The 15,249-nt window shown below is 46.0% G+C and carries 13 protein-coding genes; 6 read left to right on the forward strand and 7 right to left on the reverse strand.

All coding sequences use genetic code 11. The features are described 5' to 3' along the window. The first annotated feature begins 66 nt into the window (after positions 1-66). The 6 genes from aspS (at position 67) to K5Q92_RS07725 (ending at position 8,175) form a co-directional block, all read left to right on the forward strand. Positions 67-1,863, forward strand: a complete 1,797-nt coding sequence (aspS, locus tag K5Q92_RS07700) for an aspartate--tRNA ligase (protein WP_220768429.1) — start codon at positions 67-69, stop codon at positions 1,861-1,863. 177 nt (positions 1,864-2,040) lie between these two features. Next, positions 2,041-2,784, forward strand: coding sequence for a YebC/PmpR family DNA-binding transcriptional regulator (locus tag K5Q92_RS07705; RefSeq protein ID WP_220768430.1), 744 nt, complete (start codon positions 2,041-2,043; stop codon positions 2,782-2,784). Positions 2,785-2,791: 7 nt separating this feature from the next. Next, positions 2,792-3,313 (forward strand): crossover junction endodeoxyribonuclease RuvC, encoded by a 522-nt coding sequence (gene ruvC / locus K5Q92_RS07710; protein ID WP_220768431.1) that lies wholly within the window; start codon positions 2,792-2,794, stop codon positions 3,311-3,313. Then, positions 3,310-3,927 (forward strand): Holliday junction branch migration protein RuvA, encoded by a 618-nt coding sequence (gene ruvA, locus K5Q92_RS07715; RefSeq protein WP_220768432.1) that lies wholly within the window; start codon positions 3,310-3,312, stop codon positions 3,925-3,927. Before ruvC ends, ruvA begins: the two co-directional genes overlap by 4 nt. A gap of 9 nt (positions 3,928-3,936) precedes the next feature. Continuing rightward, positions 3,937-4,950 (forward strand): Holliday junction branch migration DNA helicase RuvB, encoded by a 1,014-nt coding sequence (gene ruvB, locus K5Q92_RS07720; RefSeq protein ID WP_220768433.1) that lies wholly within the window; start codon positions 3,937-3,939, stop codon positions 4,948-4,950. A gap of 708 nt (positions 4,951-5,658) precedes the next feature. Next, positions 5,659-8,175 (forward strand): TonB-dependent receptor, encoded by a 2,517-nt coding sequence (locus tag K5Q92_RS07725; protein ID WP_220768434.1) that lies wholly within the window; start codon positions 5,659-5,661, stop codon positions 8,173-8,175. 59 nt (positions 8,176-8,234) lie between these two features. Here the strand turns inward: K5Q92_RS07725 and gloA are convergent, their stop codons facing one another. The 7 genes from gloA to rsxB form a co-directional block, all read right to left on the reverse strand. Beyond that, positions 8,235-8,645, reverse strand: a complete 411-nt coding sequence (gene gloA / locus K5Q92_RS07730) for a lactoylglutathione lyase (RefSeq protein WP_220768435.1) — start codon at positions 8,643-8,645, stop codon at positions 8,235-8,237. A gap of 357 nt (positions 8,646-9,002) precedes the next feature. After that, entirely contained in the window at positions 9,003-9,644 is a 642-nt protein-coding gene (gene nth / locus K5Q92_RS07735; protein ID WP_220768436.1) for an endonuclease III, read from the reverse strand. A 71-nt stretch (positions 9,645-9,715) separates the two neighbouring features. Continuing rightward, on the reverse strand, positions 9,716-10,411 hold the full coding sequence (locus tag K5Q92_RS07740; protein WP_220768437.1) for an electron transport complex subunit E: 696 nt from the start codon (positions 10,409-10,411) through the stop codon (positions 9,716-9,718). Continuing rightward, entirely contained in the window at positions 10,408-11,043 is a 636-nt protein-coding gene (gene rsxG, locus K5Q92_RS07745; protein ID WP_220768438.1) for an electron transport complex subunit RsxG, read from the reverse strand. Before rsxG ends, K5Q92_RS07740 begins: the two co-directional genes overlap by 4 nt. Before the next feature lie 18 nt (positions 11,044-11,061). Then, a complete protein-coding gene (gene rsxD / locus K5Q92_RS07750; RefSeq protein ID WP_220768439.1) occupies positions 11,062-12,114 on the reverse strand; it encodes an electron transport complex subunit RsxD in 1,053 nt (350 codons plus the stop codon). Between the two features lie 3 nt (positions 12,115-12,117). Next, complete coding sequence (rsxC, locus tag K5Q92_RS07755) at positions 12,118-14,685, reverse strand: electron transport complex subunit RsxC (protein ID WP_220768440.1); 2,568 nt, start codon at positions 14,683-14,685, stop codon at positions 12,118-12,120. Continuing rightward, entirely contained in the window at positions 14,679-15,248 is a 570-nt protein-coding gene (gene rsxB / locus K5Q92_RS07760) for an electron transport complex subunit RsxB (protein ID WP_220768441.1), read from the reverse strand. The genes rsxC and rsxB overlap by 7 nt, the downstream gene beginning before the upstream one ends. Position 15,249 lies beyond the last annotated feature (1 nt).

Here is a 15,249-nt window from a genome sequence, read left to right on the forward strand (position 1 = left end):
GCCGCTTTTGTCTTATTTTGAACCAGATCCTCAAGCATCGCTTTGCGGAATAAAGGAAAGAGTTAAATGCGCAGTCATTATTGTGGAGACGTCAACAAGTCTCACGTAGGTCAAGAAGTGACCCTAGTGGGTTGGGTTAATCGCAGCCGAGATTTAGGCGGCGTTGTTTTTCTCGATCTTCGTGATAGAGAAGGTATCGTTCAGGTTGTTTATGATCCAGACCTTCCGGAAGTTTTTGATGTTGCAAGCACACTACGCAGCGAATTTTGTGTTCAGATTAAGGGCCTTGTAAGAGCAAGACCTGATAGCCAAGTTAACGCTGATATGCGTACTGGTGAGGTTGAGATCTTAGGTCTAGAACTAACCATTTTGAACAGTTCTGCGCCATTACCGATCAATATGGACAAAAATCAGCACAACACTGAAGAGCAACGTCTAAAGTATCGTTACTTAGATCTACGTCGTCCAGAAATGGCAGACCGCATTATCTTCCGCTCTAAAGTGACGAGTGCAGTAAGACGTTTCCTAGATGGTAACGGCTTCTTAGATATTGAAACGCCAATTCTGACTAAGGCGACACCAGAAGGTGCGCGTGACTACTTAGTACCAAGCCGTACTTACAAAGGTCAGTTCTTCGCATTGCCACAATCACCACAGTTATTTAAGCAGTTGTTGATGATGTCTGGTTTTGACCGTTACTACCAGATCGTGAAGTGTTTCCGTGATGAAGACTTACGTGCCGATCGTCAGCCAGAATTTACTCAGATCGATATCGAAACTTCATTCATGACCTCTGATCAAGTCATGGATAAGACTGAAGAGATGGTTCGCGGTCTATTTAAAGAGTTATTGAATGTTGATTTAGGCCAGTTCCCTAAGATGACATTCGAAGAAGCGATGCGTCGTTTTGGCTCTGATAAGCCAGACTTACGTAACCCGCTTGAGCTGATTGACGTTGCCGATATCGTTAAAGATGTTGAGTTTGCAGTATTTAATGGCCCGGCTAACGATCCTGAAGGCCGCGTTGCGGTACTGAGCATTCCAGGTGGCGCTAAGCTTTCACGTAAGCAGCTAGATGAATACGCTAAGTATGTCACTATTTACGGTGCCAAAGGCCTAGCTTGGATGAAGGTTAATGACCTAGACCAAGGTATGGAAGGTATCCAGTCTCCGGTGCTTAAATTCCTAAGCGAAGATGTCGTTAAGGCACTACTTGAGCGCACTGGCGCACAAACTGGCGACCTGATTCTATTCGGTGCAGATAAAGCTAATATCGTTGCCGAAGCTATGGGCGCACTTCGTCTTAAAGCGGGAGAAGACTTCGACCTATTACAAGGCGAGTGGAAACCACTTTGGGTTGTAGACTTCCCAATGTTTGAACGCACGTCTGACGGTGGATTACATGCAATGCACCACCCATTCACCGCGCCAAGCAACATGACACCTGAAGAGTTAGAAGCTAACCCAACGGGTGCGATTTCTGACGCTTACGACATGGTATTGAATGGTTGTGAATTAGGCGGTGGTTCTGTACGTATCCACGATAGCAAAATGCAGTCTGCGGTATTCAGAATTTTGGGTATTAACGATGAAGAAGCGAGCGAGAAGTTCGGCTTCTTATTAGAAGCATTACGCTACGGTACACCACCTCATGCTGGTCTTGCATTCGGTTTAGACCGTATCATCATGTTAATGACTGGCGCGAGTTCAATCCGTGACGTGATGGCGTTCCCTAAGACAACGACTGCAGCTTGTCCGTTAACCAATGCACCAGGTTTTGCTAATCCTGAGCAGTTAGCCGAGCTTGGCGTCAGCATTGTTGAAGCCGAAACGAAAGATGCTGAAGCAAAAGACGCTGAATAAATAAAACGCATTAAGAGCCGAGTTAAGACTCGGCTTTTTTTTCGACTTAATTAGTACCAATTTAGCACCAACCCAGTATTAGAATTAGCCCTATACCCAAGTCACTTGCATATTAATTTAGTTATTTCTTACGATTTTTCAGGTAGTTTTGGTATAAAAGGCATTTAGGAGAAAGATATGGCAGGACACAGTAAATGGGCCAACATCAAGCATCGCAAAGCGGCTCAAGATGCAAAGCGTGGCAAACTTTTTACCAAGTTCATTCGTGAGCTGACAGTCGCCGCTCGTGAAGGTGGCTCTGACCCTGACTCAAACCCACGGTTACGTGCAGCTATCGACAAGTCTCTTTCAAATAACATGACCCGAGATACGGTTGAGCGCGCAATTAAGCGCGGTGCTGGTGAGTTAGATGGCCAAGTATTGGAAACCATTATTTATGAAGGCTATGGCCCAGGTGGCACCGCGGTGTTAGTTGAAACCATGACCGATAATAAAAACCGTACCGTATCAGGCGTACGTAATGCATTTAGTAAGTCTGGCGGTAACCTAGGTACCGATGGCTCGGTGGCTTACCTGTTCGATAAGAAAGGCATCATCTCTTATGAAGGTGTTGATGAAGACACTGTGATGGATGCGGCATTGGAAGCGGGAGCCGAAGATGTGGTGACCAATGAAGATGGCTCTATCGACGTACTCACATCCCCTGAAGATTTTGGTAGTGTGAAAGATGCATTAGATGCAGCAGGACTCGAGTCTGTCAATGCGGAGGTAACGATGATCCCATCGACTAAAGCCGAGTTAGATGCCGACACTGCGCCTAAATTCCTACGTCTAATTGATAACCTTGAAGATCATGATGATGTTCAAGAGGTTTATCATAATGCAGAGATTTCTGACGAAGTGATGGAAGGTCTGGAATAAAGCTTATATGGCAATAATTTTAGGAGTCGACCCTGGCTCTAGGATCACTGGATATGGCGTAATTAATTGCGTCGGTCGTCAGCAGATCTATGTCGGCAGTGGTTGTATTCGTACAACCTCTGACGAGCTCCCCATACGCTTAAAGCAAATTTTTGATGGCCTTTCTGAGATCATCAGGCAATACCAACCCGATGAGTTTGCAATTGAGCGTGTATTTATGGCAAAAAATGCCGACTCAGCCCTTAAACTCGGACAGGCACGCGGCGCAGCAATCGTAGCGGCAACCGCGGCAGACCTGCCCGTCGCTGAGTATAGCGCGACGCAGATTAAAAGTGCGGTGGTGGGGACGGGCCGTGCACAGAAAACTCAAGTACAGCATATGATCCAGCAGCTACTTAAATTACCTAGCGCCCCGCAAGCCGATGCCGCCGATGCCCTAGGTGTAGCGGTGTGTCATTATCATACTTGCCAGAGTTTGGTCGCCCTTGGTGGCAGAGCCAATGTAAGAACATATGGACGATATAAATGATAGGTCGTATTCGCGGATTATTAATAGAGAAGCAGGCACCCGAAGTGCTAGTGGATGTTTCTGGAGTGGGTTATGAAATTCAGATGCCCCTTACCAGCTTTTATGAACTACCTGAGTTAGGTCAAGAAGCGATTATTTATACGCATTTTGTTGTACGTGAAGATGCACAGTTGCTATATGGTTTTGTCTCTAAACAAGAGCGAAGTCTCTTTAGACTACTCATTAAGGCCAATGGCGTTGGTCCTAAGCTTGCGTTAACGATTTTATCGGGTATGACTGCCGGCGAATTTGTGGCGTGCGTGGAACGTGACGATATCGCGACATTAGTCAAGTTACCAGGTGTTGGTAAGAAGACGGCTGAGAGACTGTTAGTAGAGATGCGCGATAAACTTAAGAGCCTGATGGAAGCTTCAGTTGGATCTGAGCGTGAGTTTATGCTGCAATCCAATTATAAGATCCCTGAAGCGGTTAATACCGCAGAAGAAGACGCAATCGCTGCGCTACTCTCTTTAGGTTACAAACCTGCACAAGCAAGCAAAGCTGTTTCGGCGGCTTATACAGATGGCATGAGTTCAGAAGAGCTGATTAAATCAGCACTGAAGTCGATGCTTTAAGGAAAATAGATGATTGAAGCTGACCGACTGATCCAGCCCAATATTTTAGATAGAGATGAAATAGAAGCTGTCGATCGCGCCATGCGACCTAAACTGCTGGATGAGTATACTGGTCAAGATGATACTCGTGCACAGTTAAAAATCTTTATCGAAGCGGCGCAGAAGCGTGGCGAAGCGCTGGACCATATGTTGATTTATGGCCCGCCAGGTCTCGGTAAAACTACATTGGCGATGATCGTTGCCAATGAGATGGGCGTGAATATCAAGTCGACATCGGGTCCAGTGCTTGAAAAGGCAGGAGACTTAGCGGCATTGCTAACGAACCTTGAGCCAAATGATGTGTTGTTTATCGATGAAATTCATCGCTTAAGCCCTGTGGTTGAGGAGATCTTATACCCAGCGATGGAGGATTATCAGCTGGATATCATGATTGGAGAGGGACCTGCCGCTCGCTCTATCAAGCTGGATCTGCCACCATTTACCCTAGTTGGCGCGACAACCCGTGCAGGCGCACTGACATCGCCATTAAGAGCGCGTTTCGGTATTCCACTAAGACTTGAGTTTTATAACGTTAAAGACTTATCAAGCATTGTGACCCGCTCTGCTAAGGTGATGGAGCTTGAGATAGATGATGAAGGCGCTATTGAGATCGCCCGCCGCTCACGTGGTACGCCGCGTATTGCTAACCGTTTACTTAGGCGGGTACGAGACTTTGCGGAGGTCAAACATAGCGGATCGGTTTCCAAAGTTGTCGCCGAACAAGCATTAGACATGTTAGATGTTGATGCTGAAGGTTTCGATTATATGGACAGGAAGCTGTTACTCGCCATCATAGATAAGTTTATGGGCGGTCCTGTTGGGTTAGATAACCTTGCGGCAGCGATTGGCGAGGAGCGAGAAACGATTGAAGATGTGTTAGAGCCTTTTTTAATTCAGCAAGGCTTTATCCAAAGAACGCCAAGAGGGCGGATTGCCACACCTCGAGCCTATGACCACTTCAATATTATTCAGCCGAATATTTGATCCAGTGGCTATGACTTCTATTCTTTTATAATGTTTTGCCCTTTATGAATTCGGGGCCTGGGGTCCCGAATTCCATCAGCACTTTGATTTAACCTCTCTTTATTTCCCTTGCTCAAGATAATGCTTTAGGCTCGCGCTCTTTCGGTTGCGCCATATTCACTGCTATTGTTCTGTGATGCTTATAGATGAGCGTAATCGAAATTTCTGAGTTTTATCCTGTCTATCAATTTGTCAAAAAACCAACACCAACCTTTGTTACAACTGTTCACAATTGCCCCCTTTTACGGTTTATAAAGCTGAATAAAGGCTGACTACTAACCTAAATAGTATTTAAAAAACTTGAGCAATATCTAAGAAATACAACTAAAAACGGTCCGTTTACTAAATTCGTACGCATTTTTTTGTGATCGCGATCACATTTTTGTGTTTTTGGAAGGTTAACAAAAAGTTGTCACTCGTTTGGGGTAAAAAACTGTCAAATCCCATTTTTGAAGAGGTTTTAACTGGACTGTGACGTGTGTCTCATTGTTAGGTGGAGGTTGAGATAAATCTCGTTACTTTTATCGTTATTTTAATTAACAAACCCAGCCTGATGGTTAATAAATTGCTTGATTGACGCCATAAACGTGAAATTGCAGTATCCATATCAACGTCAAAAATAACAAATGGCGTGTATATAAAAATAAATAGGTTAGGGAGTACTACATAATGAACAGACCATCTAAATTGGCCTCTGCGATTAAGTTTGGTTTAATCGCCTCGGTTTCTACCAGCGCTTATACCGTGTCAAATACAGCCTTCGCTGAAGAAGTCGGTGCCGATGTAGAACGCATTGCCGTTACTGGCTCCCGTATTCAACGTCAAGATATGGAAACCGCTTCGCCAGTAACAGTTATTGGTGCTGCAGAAATTCGTGCAGAAGGTTTTACATCTGTTGATGAACTTCTACAGGCTCAAACATCAATGGCGGGTGCCGCTGTTGGTTCAAGTACAAACAATGGTGCAGACGGTGTTGCTCAGGTTGACCTTCGTGGTATGGGCTCACAGCGTACACTAGTACTATTGAACGGCCGTCGTATGGTGAACTCTGGTTCAGGTGCGGATAGTTCAGTCGATCTTAACGCTATCCCGGTAGCTATGATTGCACGTGTTGAAATCTTGAAGGACGGCGCATCTGCAGTATATGGTTCAGATGCTATCGCTGGTGTTGTTAACATTATCACTAAGAAAGACTTTGAAGGTTTTCAAGTTGATGTTACCGGTGGCATGACCGACAAGAGTGACGGCGAGAACGGCGAGATCAGTGCACTTTATGGTTTCAATACCGACACGGGTAACTACACCTTTGGTGCTGCATACTCAGAGCGTAAAGGCGTAGTACAGTCTGACCGTGATTGGACAGATCCAGGTTCAAGCTCATTCATTCCAAACGGCTCTTTGGGCGGTAAGGTTAAAGATGAGAACGGCAACTGGGTTGACCGCGAAGAAGGTTATGACTACACCCAAGATAGTTTCTATCAAACACCAAACAAGCGTTACAGTTTGTTCGCTAACATGACTCAAGAGCTAGGCGATGACATCGTGTTAACGGGTGACGTACTTTACACTAAGCGTAAGTCTAACCAGCAGTTAGCACCGCAGCCTGCCAACATCATGCTAGATGTGTGTGAAGCGGGTGATGATCCTATGACTTGCTTAGAGCTTGACCAAGACATGATTGATGCAGGTATCAAGCCAGATGATAAAGGTCAAGTTAACTACAGAAAACGTATGAATGACGTCGGTCCTCGTATCTATAGTCAAGATACGGATACTTGGAGGATCTCTGCTGGCCTAGAAGGTTCATTAGATATCAATACCGGTATGAACTGGGATGCGTCTTACACCTATGGTAACAACAAGGCTAAGACCAAGGTAGAGAACTCTATCAATGCTAACCTGATGGCAGATGCTATTTATGCGGATCAAGATCCTTGGTTAACAGGTCAGCCAATGACGGATCAAGAGCTACTAAACAGCGTTGCATATACTGAAAATGCTGATGGTGGTAACGAACAGCACGTATTCTCTGCTGGCTTAAACGGTGAGTTGTTTGACTTAGACGCAGGTGCTGTCGCTTTCGCAATTGGTGCGGAATATCGCTACGAAAGTGGCTATTACAATCCAGATCCAGTTGTCGTAGCAGGTGAAAGTACTGCAGCGCAGCAAGATCCAACAGATGGTAGCTACAATGTTATCTCTGTATTCCAAGAAGTGAGTGTACCATTTACCGATAAGTTAACCGGTGAGTTCGCATTGCGTTTTGATGATTACTCTACATTTGGTAATGCATCAACTTGGAAGATTGGTCTAACTTATGAAGCGACTGATGACTTAATGCTTCGTACCGTTGCCGCAACAGGTTTCCGTGCACCAAGCGTGAGTGAGCTATATGGTGGTGACTCAGGCTCTTATGATTACCTGACAGATCCATGGGGCAATGAACAAGATCCACAGATCTTAGTAAACCGTACATCGGATGAAGATCTTAAGCCTGAAGAATCAGAGTCTTATACAGCAGGTCTTGTTTACTCTCCAAGCTATATAGACGGTTTATCATTAACAGTTGATTACTGGCGCTTTAAAGTGAAGAACGCGATTACGCGTCTTGACACTCAAGCAGGTCTAGATGCTTGTTATGCAGGTGACGCATCAGCATGTGAAACGTTCAACATTGGACCAAATGGTGACTTGTCTAACCTGACTAACTCGTTGACTAACGTTGGTTTCCAAGACACGAGCGGTATCGACTTTAACTTAGCGTATAGCTTTGAAGCGTTGAACCTAGACTGGGTTGTGAGCAACGATACCACTTACTTGCTGAACTTTGAGCAAGACGGTAAAGATTATACGGGTACCATCGATGGTAACTTCGGAGCGTATGCAGAAGTTCGTAATAACTTTAGCATTAAAGCCGGACAGGACGATTGGAGCGTAATGTACTTCAACCGTTACATCGGTGAAATGGATGACTTAGGTACAGGTGATACGGTAGATTCAGTTCTTTACCACAACATCTCTGCTTCTTACTTCATCAACGATGCTTGGATGCTAAGTGCTGGTGTTAAGAACTTTACCGATGAAGAGCCATCAAAAGTATCTAACGGTAGCGACGGTGGTACAGTACCAGAAGTATATGACACTGTTGGTCGCACCTACTTTGCTGGTGTAACCATGAAGTTCTAAATAGCGATGCTATTAACTTAAAAAAGCGCCTTAGGGCGCTTTTTTGTTTGCTTTAAGGCTTAACCTAAACCTTTTTCAGCTGAGCTCATCTGAATAAACTCGATTTTGTAGCCATCTGGATCTTCAACAAAGGCAATTTCAGTTGCGCCGCCAGCCACAGGGCCTGCAGGACGAATGACTTTGCCACCTGCTGCTGCGATAGCTTCACAGCGGGCATAGATATCCTCTTCACCGATAGCGATGTGACCAAAGGCATTACCGTGGTCGTAAGACTCAGTTCCCCAGTTATAGGTCAGCTCAATCACTGCGCTTCCTGTTGACTCTTCATCAAAGCCAACAAAAGCCAATGTGTATTTATATTCGCTATTTTCACTCTGTCTAAGTAGCTTCATGCCTAAGATTTTGGTGTAAAACTCGATACTGCGTTCAAGGTTACCAACGCGGAGCATGGTATGTAGTAATTGTGCCATGATAAATATCCAAGTAATAGAGTAGTGAGCCGAAGTATATCGAAATTTAGGATGATAGATACACTTTGTAAAAATTGAGCGAGATCAATTTCTTTAGTCTGGGATGGATCACAAAATACCTAAAATAGTCTGGGAAACTCTCATATATCTTATACTATTAGTAGAGTATTTTAAGGAGAACACTATGCAAACCGAATTAAAGATGTCACTGGGGCTTACTGCAATTATTGCTGCGTTTTTAACTATTTTCTTTATCTGTATGTACTAATACCAATTGGTATAGACGTACGGATACAAAAAAGCCGCTAATAGCGGCTTTTTTTGTATTTTGTTAACTCTTTCTAAGAGTGTCACTATTTACTCTTCAGGGTAAACTTTATCTTTAAACTCACACAAGTCTTCAATAATACAGCTTCCGCAGCGAGGCTTACGGGCGATACAGGTATAACGACCGTGCAGAATCAACCAGTGGTGTACATCGACCTTAAACTCGGCTGGAACCACTTTCAGTAGTTTCTTTTCCACTTCGACAACATTTTTACCTATGGCGAACTTGGTTCTGTTTGAAACTCTGTCTATATGGGTGTCGACAGCAATTGTTGGCCAGCCAAAAGCGGTGTTTAACACCACATTAGCCGTCTTTCTACCAACGCCAGGCAGCGATTCAAGGGCTTCTCTGTCTTCTGGTACCTCACCATTATACTTCTCGACTAAGATCTCACAGGCTTTAACTACATTGATGGCCTTGTTGTTATACAGGCCAATGGTTTTGATGTAAGGCTTTAACCCCTCAACACCTAAGTCTGCAATGGCCTGAGCCGTATTAGCTACCGGAAAGAGTTTGTCGGTGGCCTTGTTGACACTAACATCGGTTGCTTGAGCTGATAATGTGACAGCAACGAGCAGCTCAAACGGACTTGAGAAATTTAGTTCAGTTTCTGGATGAGGGTTATGTTCTCTAAGCCTTTCAAGGATCAGGCGACGTTTCTCTGCGTTCATTATCTCGTATCCGTCTCGTTTGTAATTGTTATGCTTTGTGTTTCTCTCATCGCGCTTGCGCACTAAATGGGTTAATTCACTTTGGTAATACGTGCACGTGTTGGCGCTTCTTGTTCCACTTTAGGCTGCCTAGACGCCATGTATTGGTCGATAACGTTTTTAAGTGCGATTAATAAGCCCATGCCGATAAAGGCGCCTGGAGGTAGCATAGCTAATAGGAAGCTAGTATCGACCTGCCAAATATGGATGGTTAATGACTTAGCCCACTCGCCGAGTAACTGATCGGCGCCATAAAAAAGCGTACCTTGACCTAATATTTCTCTAGCCGCGCCTAAAATAGATAGGACTAAGGTGAAACCTAAGCCCATCATCAGCCCGTCAAAGGCTGATTTGGCGACATTATTACGAGAGGCAAAGGCTTCAGCACGACCGATAATCACACAGTTGGTGACAATAAGCGGCAAGAAAATACCTAGGGATAGGTAGAGGCCATAAGCGTAAGCGTTGATGAGTAGCTGCACCGTTGTCACAAGCGCGGCAATGATCATCACAAACACAGGAATACGGATCTCTTTAGGAACAAAATCTCGCACCAAAGACACTAGGATGTTGGAGCCAATCAACACCAACATGGTCGCGAGTCCTAAACCTAAAGCGTTGGTTAAGGTTGCGGTAACCGCGAGAAGAGGGCATAGCCCGAGAAGCTGTACCAGTCCTGGGTTATTTCTCCAAAGACCTTGTTTGGCTAGCTCTTTATAATCACTCATTTTCCAACCTCGCAATTGGCAGGTGCCGATAACAGCTGTGACTTATTAGCATTAAAATAGCTAACGGCATTTCTAACCGCCCTGACATAGGCCCGTGGTGTTATCGTTGCACCAGTAAACTGATCGATATCACCGCCGTCTTTTTTAACGTTCCAGCGCTTGTCTTTATCTGACAGTAAAAACAGTCCGTCAAATGAGCGCACCCAGTCAGACTTTCTAAGTTCAATCTTATCACCAAGACCAGGTGTTTCTTGGTGGGACAGGGTGCGAACGCCTAACACCTCTCCTTTATCGCTTATGCCGACAATGATGCGGATATTACCGTTGTAACCGTCGGGAGCGATGGTTTCAATGGCGATAGCAACGCCTTTATTATTCTTTGTCGCAATATAAGCGGGCAGGGCGTTGTCAGTGCCTAAAAATTCCACCGAGTTGAGCAAGATACAGTGAGCGGTGAGTTCGTTGTCGTGGATCTCATCAGGAATGATTTGATGGAGTACACGGGCTAGCTCAATCTGTTCTTGTTGCTTAATTTTATCGTAAGTAAATTGGTTCACTGCAGCGACTAGGCCTGTGCACAAGAGCGCAAATAGACCGAGAAGCAAACCATTCTTTAACATTGATTTTTTCAAAATAAATTCTCTTTATGCTCAGTTGCCCGTACGGTGGCCATAAGTGCGAGGCTTGACGTAATAATCGATAAACGGTGCACAGAGGTTCGCCAATAGGACGGCAAATGCAAAGGCGTCTGGGTAGCCGCCATAGGTACGAATAACATAGACCAATACACCGATAAGGGTACCGAACAGTAAACGTCCTCGAACACTAGTTGCTGCGGTAACGGGATCGGTTGCGATAAAGAAGGCCGCAAGCATGGTTGCACCGGAAAACAGCTGTAGCAATGGCCCAACGTGGGTATCTGGACTTAATAGATAACCAAAACTGCTACAGATAAATAGTGAAGCTAGAATCGCAAAACTGATATGCCAGCGGATAACCTTGAGCTTTAACATAACAAGACCGCCCGCAAGGTAGGCCAAGTTGACCCAAAACCAACCGATTCCGTAGCCATCACTAAATATCGCTTTGCTTAGGCTTTCAGAAGTCGTTAATCCTAAAGAGAGATCCGTCTTAACGGTATCGAGTGGGGTTGCCATTGCGATGCCATCAAAACCGAGTTTATAAAGGTTTAGTTGCTCGGCACTCATGGAGCCGAAAATGGCCTGAAGCGTTAAGCCAATATCCATTGGATTTTGAGCAATAGCCGTTGGAATCGACCAGCTCGTCATCTGCACTGGAAACGAGATTAGCAGCATGACATATGCTGCCATTGCAGGATTGAAGATATTTTGGCCTAGGCCGCCATAGAGCTGCTTAACTAGAACGATGGCGAACAGGGTGCCTATCACCACCAACCACCAAGGCGCGATGGGCGGAATGGCGACACCAATCAATATTGCCGTTAATACGGCGCTGTTATCGCTAATCGTTGCAAGTACGGCTCGCTTTCTAAGGGCGAGCACCGCAGCTTCTGCTGCCAATGCGACAGCAATGGCTAGCATGACTTGTATGAGCACGCCCCAGCCGAAGAAATAGCATTGGGCTGCAATACCCGGCAGGGCACATAAAATAACCCGGCGCATCACACTTTGGGTTTGTAGTTTCACCTTCAAATGAGGTGATGAGGCTAACTTAAACGCCATGGTTTATTCCTTCTCCTGCAATTTTTGTTGCAACTTTTTAGCTTTTGCCTTGGCTACCGCTGCAGCAATACGTGCTTTTTTTGCATCTTCGGCGGATTCTGTGACAGCTGGTGCTATTACTGGTGTCTCAGCAGCACTGCTTTCAGGGGCTGATGCCTCAGTGTTTTCCGTGTCTAGTGTTTCGCTAGGTTGAGGCTCGCAAGCTTGAGATTGCTTTTTGGCCTTGGCTTTAGCAACCGCTGCAGCAATACGCGCTTTCTTTGCGTCTTCGGCAGACAATGTGGTTGCTGTTTCAATTACTGACGTCTCAGCTGCACTACTTTCTGGGGCTGATGCCTCTGTGTTTTCCGTGTCTAGTGTTTCGCTCGGTTGAGGCTCGCAAGCTTGAGATTGCTTTTTAGCCTTGGCTTTAGCAACTGCCGCGGCGATACGTGCTTTTTTAGCGTCTTCGGCAGACAATGTGGCTGCTGTTTCAATTACAGGCGCATCAGCTGCACTGCTGTCTGGGGTTGAGGCCTCAGTGTTTTGCGTGTCTAGTGTTTCGCTCGGTTGAGCCTCGCAAACTTGAGATTGCTTTTTGGCCTTGGCTTTAGCAACTGCCGCGGCGATACGTGCTTTTTTTGCATCATCGGCCGAGGACTTGTTTTCCTCGCGGTTAAGCTGCTGCTCTGTGCCATCAGTTTTGGCAGCTTGCGCTGCTTTCTTAGCCTTTGCACGGGCAATGGCTGCCGCAACTTGCGCTTTCTTATCGGTGACAGCAGTATCGACAGGCCCAGTATTAGCCTCAGTATTAACCTCAGCTTTACCATCGACCTCTGGTGACTCAGCTTGCGCTGCTTTCTTAGCCTTGGCACGAGCAATAGCCGCTGCTACTTGCGCTTTCTTATCGGTTACCGGTGCCGCATCGGTTGTTTGACTGTTATCAAGTTGAGGGTTTGTATTGCCTTTCTTAGCTTTAGCTCGGGCAATCGCTGCTGCAACTTGGGCTTTTTTATCCTCTACTGAAGGTGCTGTATCACTTTGCTGGCTTTCAGCTGCTTTCTTAGCCTTAATACGCGCCATCGCTTCGGCGACTGCGTCTCTATCGCCGCTAGACATGGTCGTCTTGCGTCGTTCAGCAGCTTCTTTGGCTTTGGCCTCTCGAGCAAGCTTTTCCTCTTCTAAGCGCTGCGCTCTTGCTTCAAAACGTTGCTTGGCAAAGTCTGCCTGTTTCTTCTCTTCTGTTTGGGTGCGTATTGCAGATTTAGCGATACGGTAATATTCCACTAGGGGAATATCACTTGGACAAACATAGCTACAGCAACCACATTCAATACAATCATGTAGGTTAAAGCTTGTGGCCTTATCGTACTCTTCGGCTTTTGCATGCCAAAATAGTTGCTGTGGTAACAGGAGAGTCGGGCAGACGGCAGCGCATTCACCGCAGCGAATGCAGGGTTTTTCAGCCTGTTCTGGCGCGATCTCTTCACTGCTTGGCAGTAGCACGCAGTTTGTACCCTTGAGCACGGGCGCTGAGATATCTGGCAGAGAGTAACCCATCATTGGGCCGCCAATTATCACTTTGTCTTGGGTTAGATTGCCGTTAAAGCCAAGCTGTTGTAGCAGATGACTGACAGGCGTGCCTATCGGAACCCAGTAGTTTCCTGGCGTTTGGCTGTTTAAGCCAGTTACCGTTACTACACGGCGGGTCAATGCTTGGCCGTTGACCACTGCATCGTGGATAGCGTAAGCGGTACCGACGTTTTGTACTAACATGCCTAATTGAGCAGGGATAGAGCCCGATGGCACCTCTTGACCAGTTAAGATTTGAATTAACTGTTTCTCACCACCTGATGGGTACTTGGTTGGAACGGCTGTGATTCTGGCGCTATCTGTCGCTAACTCGCTACGATTAAGCGCATGTTGCATTGCTTCAATCGCCTCGGGTTTGTTATCTTCGATAGCGATAATGATGCGCTTTGGCTTGAGCAGTTTCTGAATAATAGCAATTCCAGAGAGGATCTCATCACTATGCTCGCGCATCAGACGATCATCTGAGGTGATATAGGGCTCGCACTCGATACCGTTAATTATAACCAGCTCAATATCACTGGCGGGGCTGAGCTTGATGTGGGTTGGAAAAGCCGCTCCCCCGAGGCCTGCAATACCGGCGTGCTGAATCTTGCTCAGGATCTCTTGATTGCTTAAAGCAGCTACATCGGCAGCAACAACCTCGACTGATTCATCTAGACCATCTGCATCGATAACGCAGCTCAGTACAGCAATACCTGATGCATGATTGCTTGGCATTGGCTGTATCTTGCTGATGACACCTGAGGTTGGGGCGTGTACAGGGCTGTACGTGAAGCTTGTTCCTTTAGTTAGGCTCTGACCCTTTAGGACGCGATCGCCAACCTTAACCGTGAGCAGGGCACTATCGCCAACTTGTGTCAGTGGCAAAATATACTCAACGGCAAGTGGCAGTTCGCTGATAGTGGTTTTGTTAGAAAGCGTTTTTAATTCTGGAGGATGAACACCACCATGTGAGCGCCAAAGCGTCCCTTTATCAATTTGCTCTAATAAAGTTAACACGGCTTATCCTCTTGCAACTGCTTAACAGGAATGGCATTGAGTCGCCAGTTCCAGGTTTTGGTGGTTTGTTCTACGGGTAGCATGTCAATACAGTCTACCGGGCAGGGCGCAACGCAGAGGTCACAACCTGTGCAGTAGTCGGTAATAACGGTATGCATTAACTTGCCTGAACCCAAAATCGCATCGACAGGGCAGGCTTGAATACACTTGGTGCAGCCAATACATTCTTCTTCACGAATAAAGGCAACTTTCTTTACTTGAACGGCTTCAGTGGCGTTAAGTGGCTCGGGTTCGACCCCCATCAGATCGGCTAGCTTTTCCATGGTTGCGGTGCCGCCCGGCGGACATTTGTTGACCTTGTCGCCGTTAGCAATGGCTTCTGCATAAGGACGACAACCAGGGTAACCACACTGGCCACATTGGGTCTGTGGCAGTAGCGCTTCGATTTGATCGGTAAGGGGGTTGCCTTCAACTTTAAATTTCTCTGCGGCAAATCCAAGTAAGACACCAAAGACGAGCGCGAGTATTGTAAGTACAACAATAGCGATGACAATAGCAGACATG

This window comes from Shewanella sp. MBTL60-007 (assembly GCF_019654915.1).
Lineage (GTDB): Bacteria > Pseudomonadota > Gammaproteobacteria > Enterobacterales > Shewanellaceae > Shewanella.

Coding starts and splice junctions, on each gene's coding strand:
- aspS (WP_220768429.1), top strand. CDS start 67: ATGCGCAGTCATTATTGTGGAGACGTCAACAAGTCTCACGTAGGTCAA.
- K5Q92_RS07705 (WP_220768430.1), top strand. CDS start 2,041: ATGGCAGGACACAGTAAATGGGCCAACATCAAGCATCGCAAAGCGGCT.
- ruvC (WP_220768431.1), top strand. CDS start 2,792: ATGGCAATAATTTTAGGAGTCGACCCTGGCTCTAGGATCACTGGATAT.
- ruvA (WP_220768432.1), top strand. CDS start 3,310: ATGATAGGTCGTATTCGCGGATTATTAATAGAGAAGCAGGCACCCGAA.
- ruvB (WP_220768433.1), top strand. CDS start 3,937: ATGATTGAAGCTGACCGACTGATCCAGCCCAATATTTTAGATAGAGAT.
- K5Q92_RS07725 (WP_220768434.1), top strand. CDS start 5,659: ATGAACAGACCATCTAAATTGGCCTCTGCGATTAAGTTTGGTTTAATC.
- gloA (WP_220768435.1), bottom strand. CDS start 8,645: ATGGCACAATTACTACATACCATGCTCCGCGTTGGTAACCTTGAACGC.
- nth (WP_220768436.1), bottom strand. CDS start 9,644: ATGAACGCAGAGAAACGTCGCCTGATCCTTGAAAGGCTTAGAGAACAT.
- K5Q92_RS07740 (WP_220768437.1), bottom strand. CDS start 10,411: ATGAGTGATTATAAAGAGCTAGCCAAACAAGGTCTTTGGAGAAATAAC.
- rsxD (WP_220768439.1), bottom strand. CDS start 12,114: ATGGCGTTTAAGTTAGCCTCATCACCTCATTTGAAGGTGAAACTACAA.
- rsxB (WP_220768441.1), bottom strand. CDS start 15,248: ATGTCTGCTATTGTCATCGCTATTGTTGTACTTACAATACTCGCGCTC.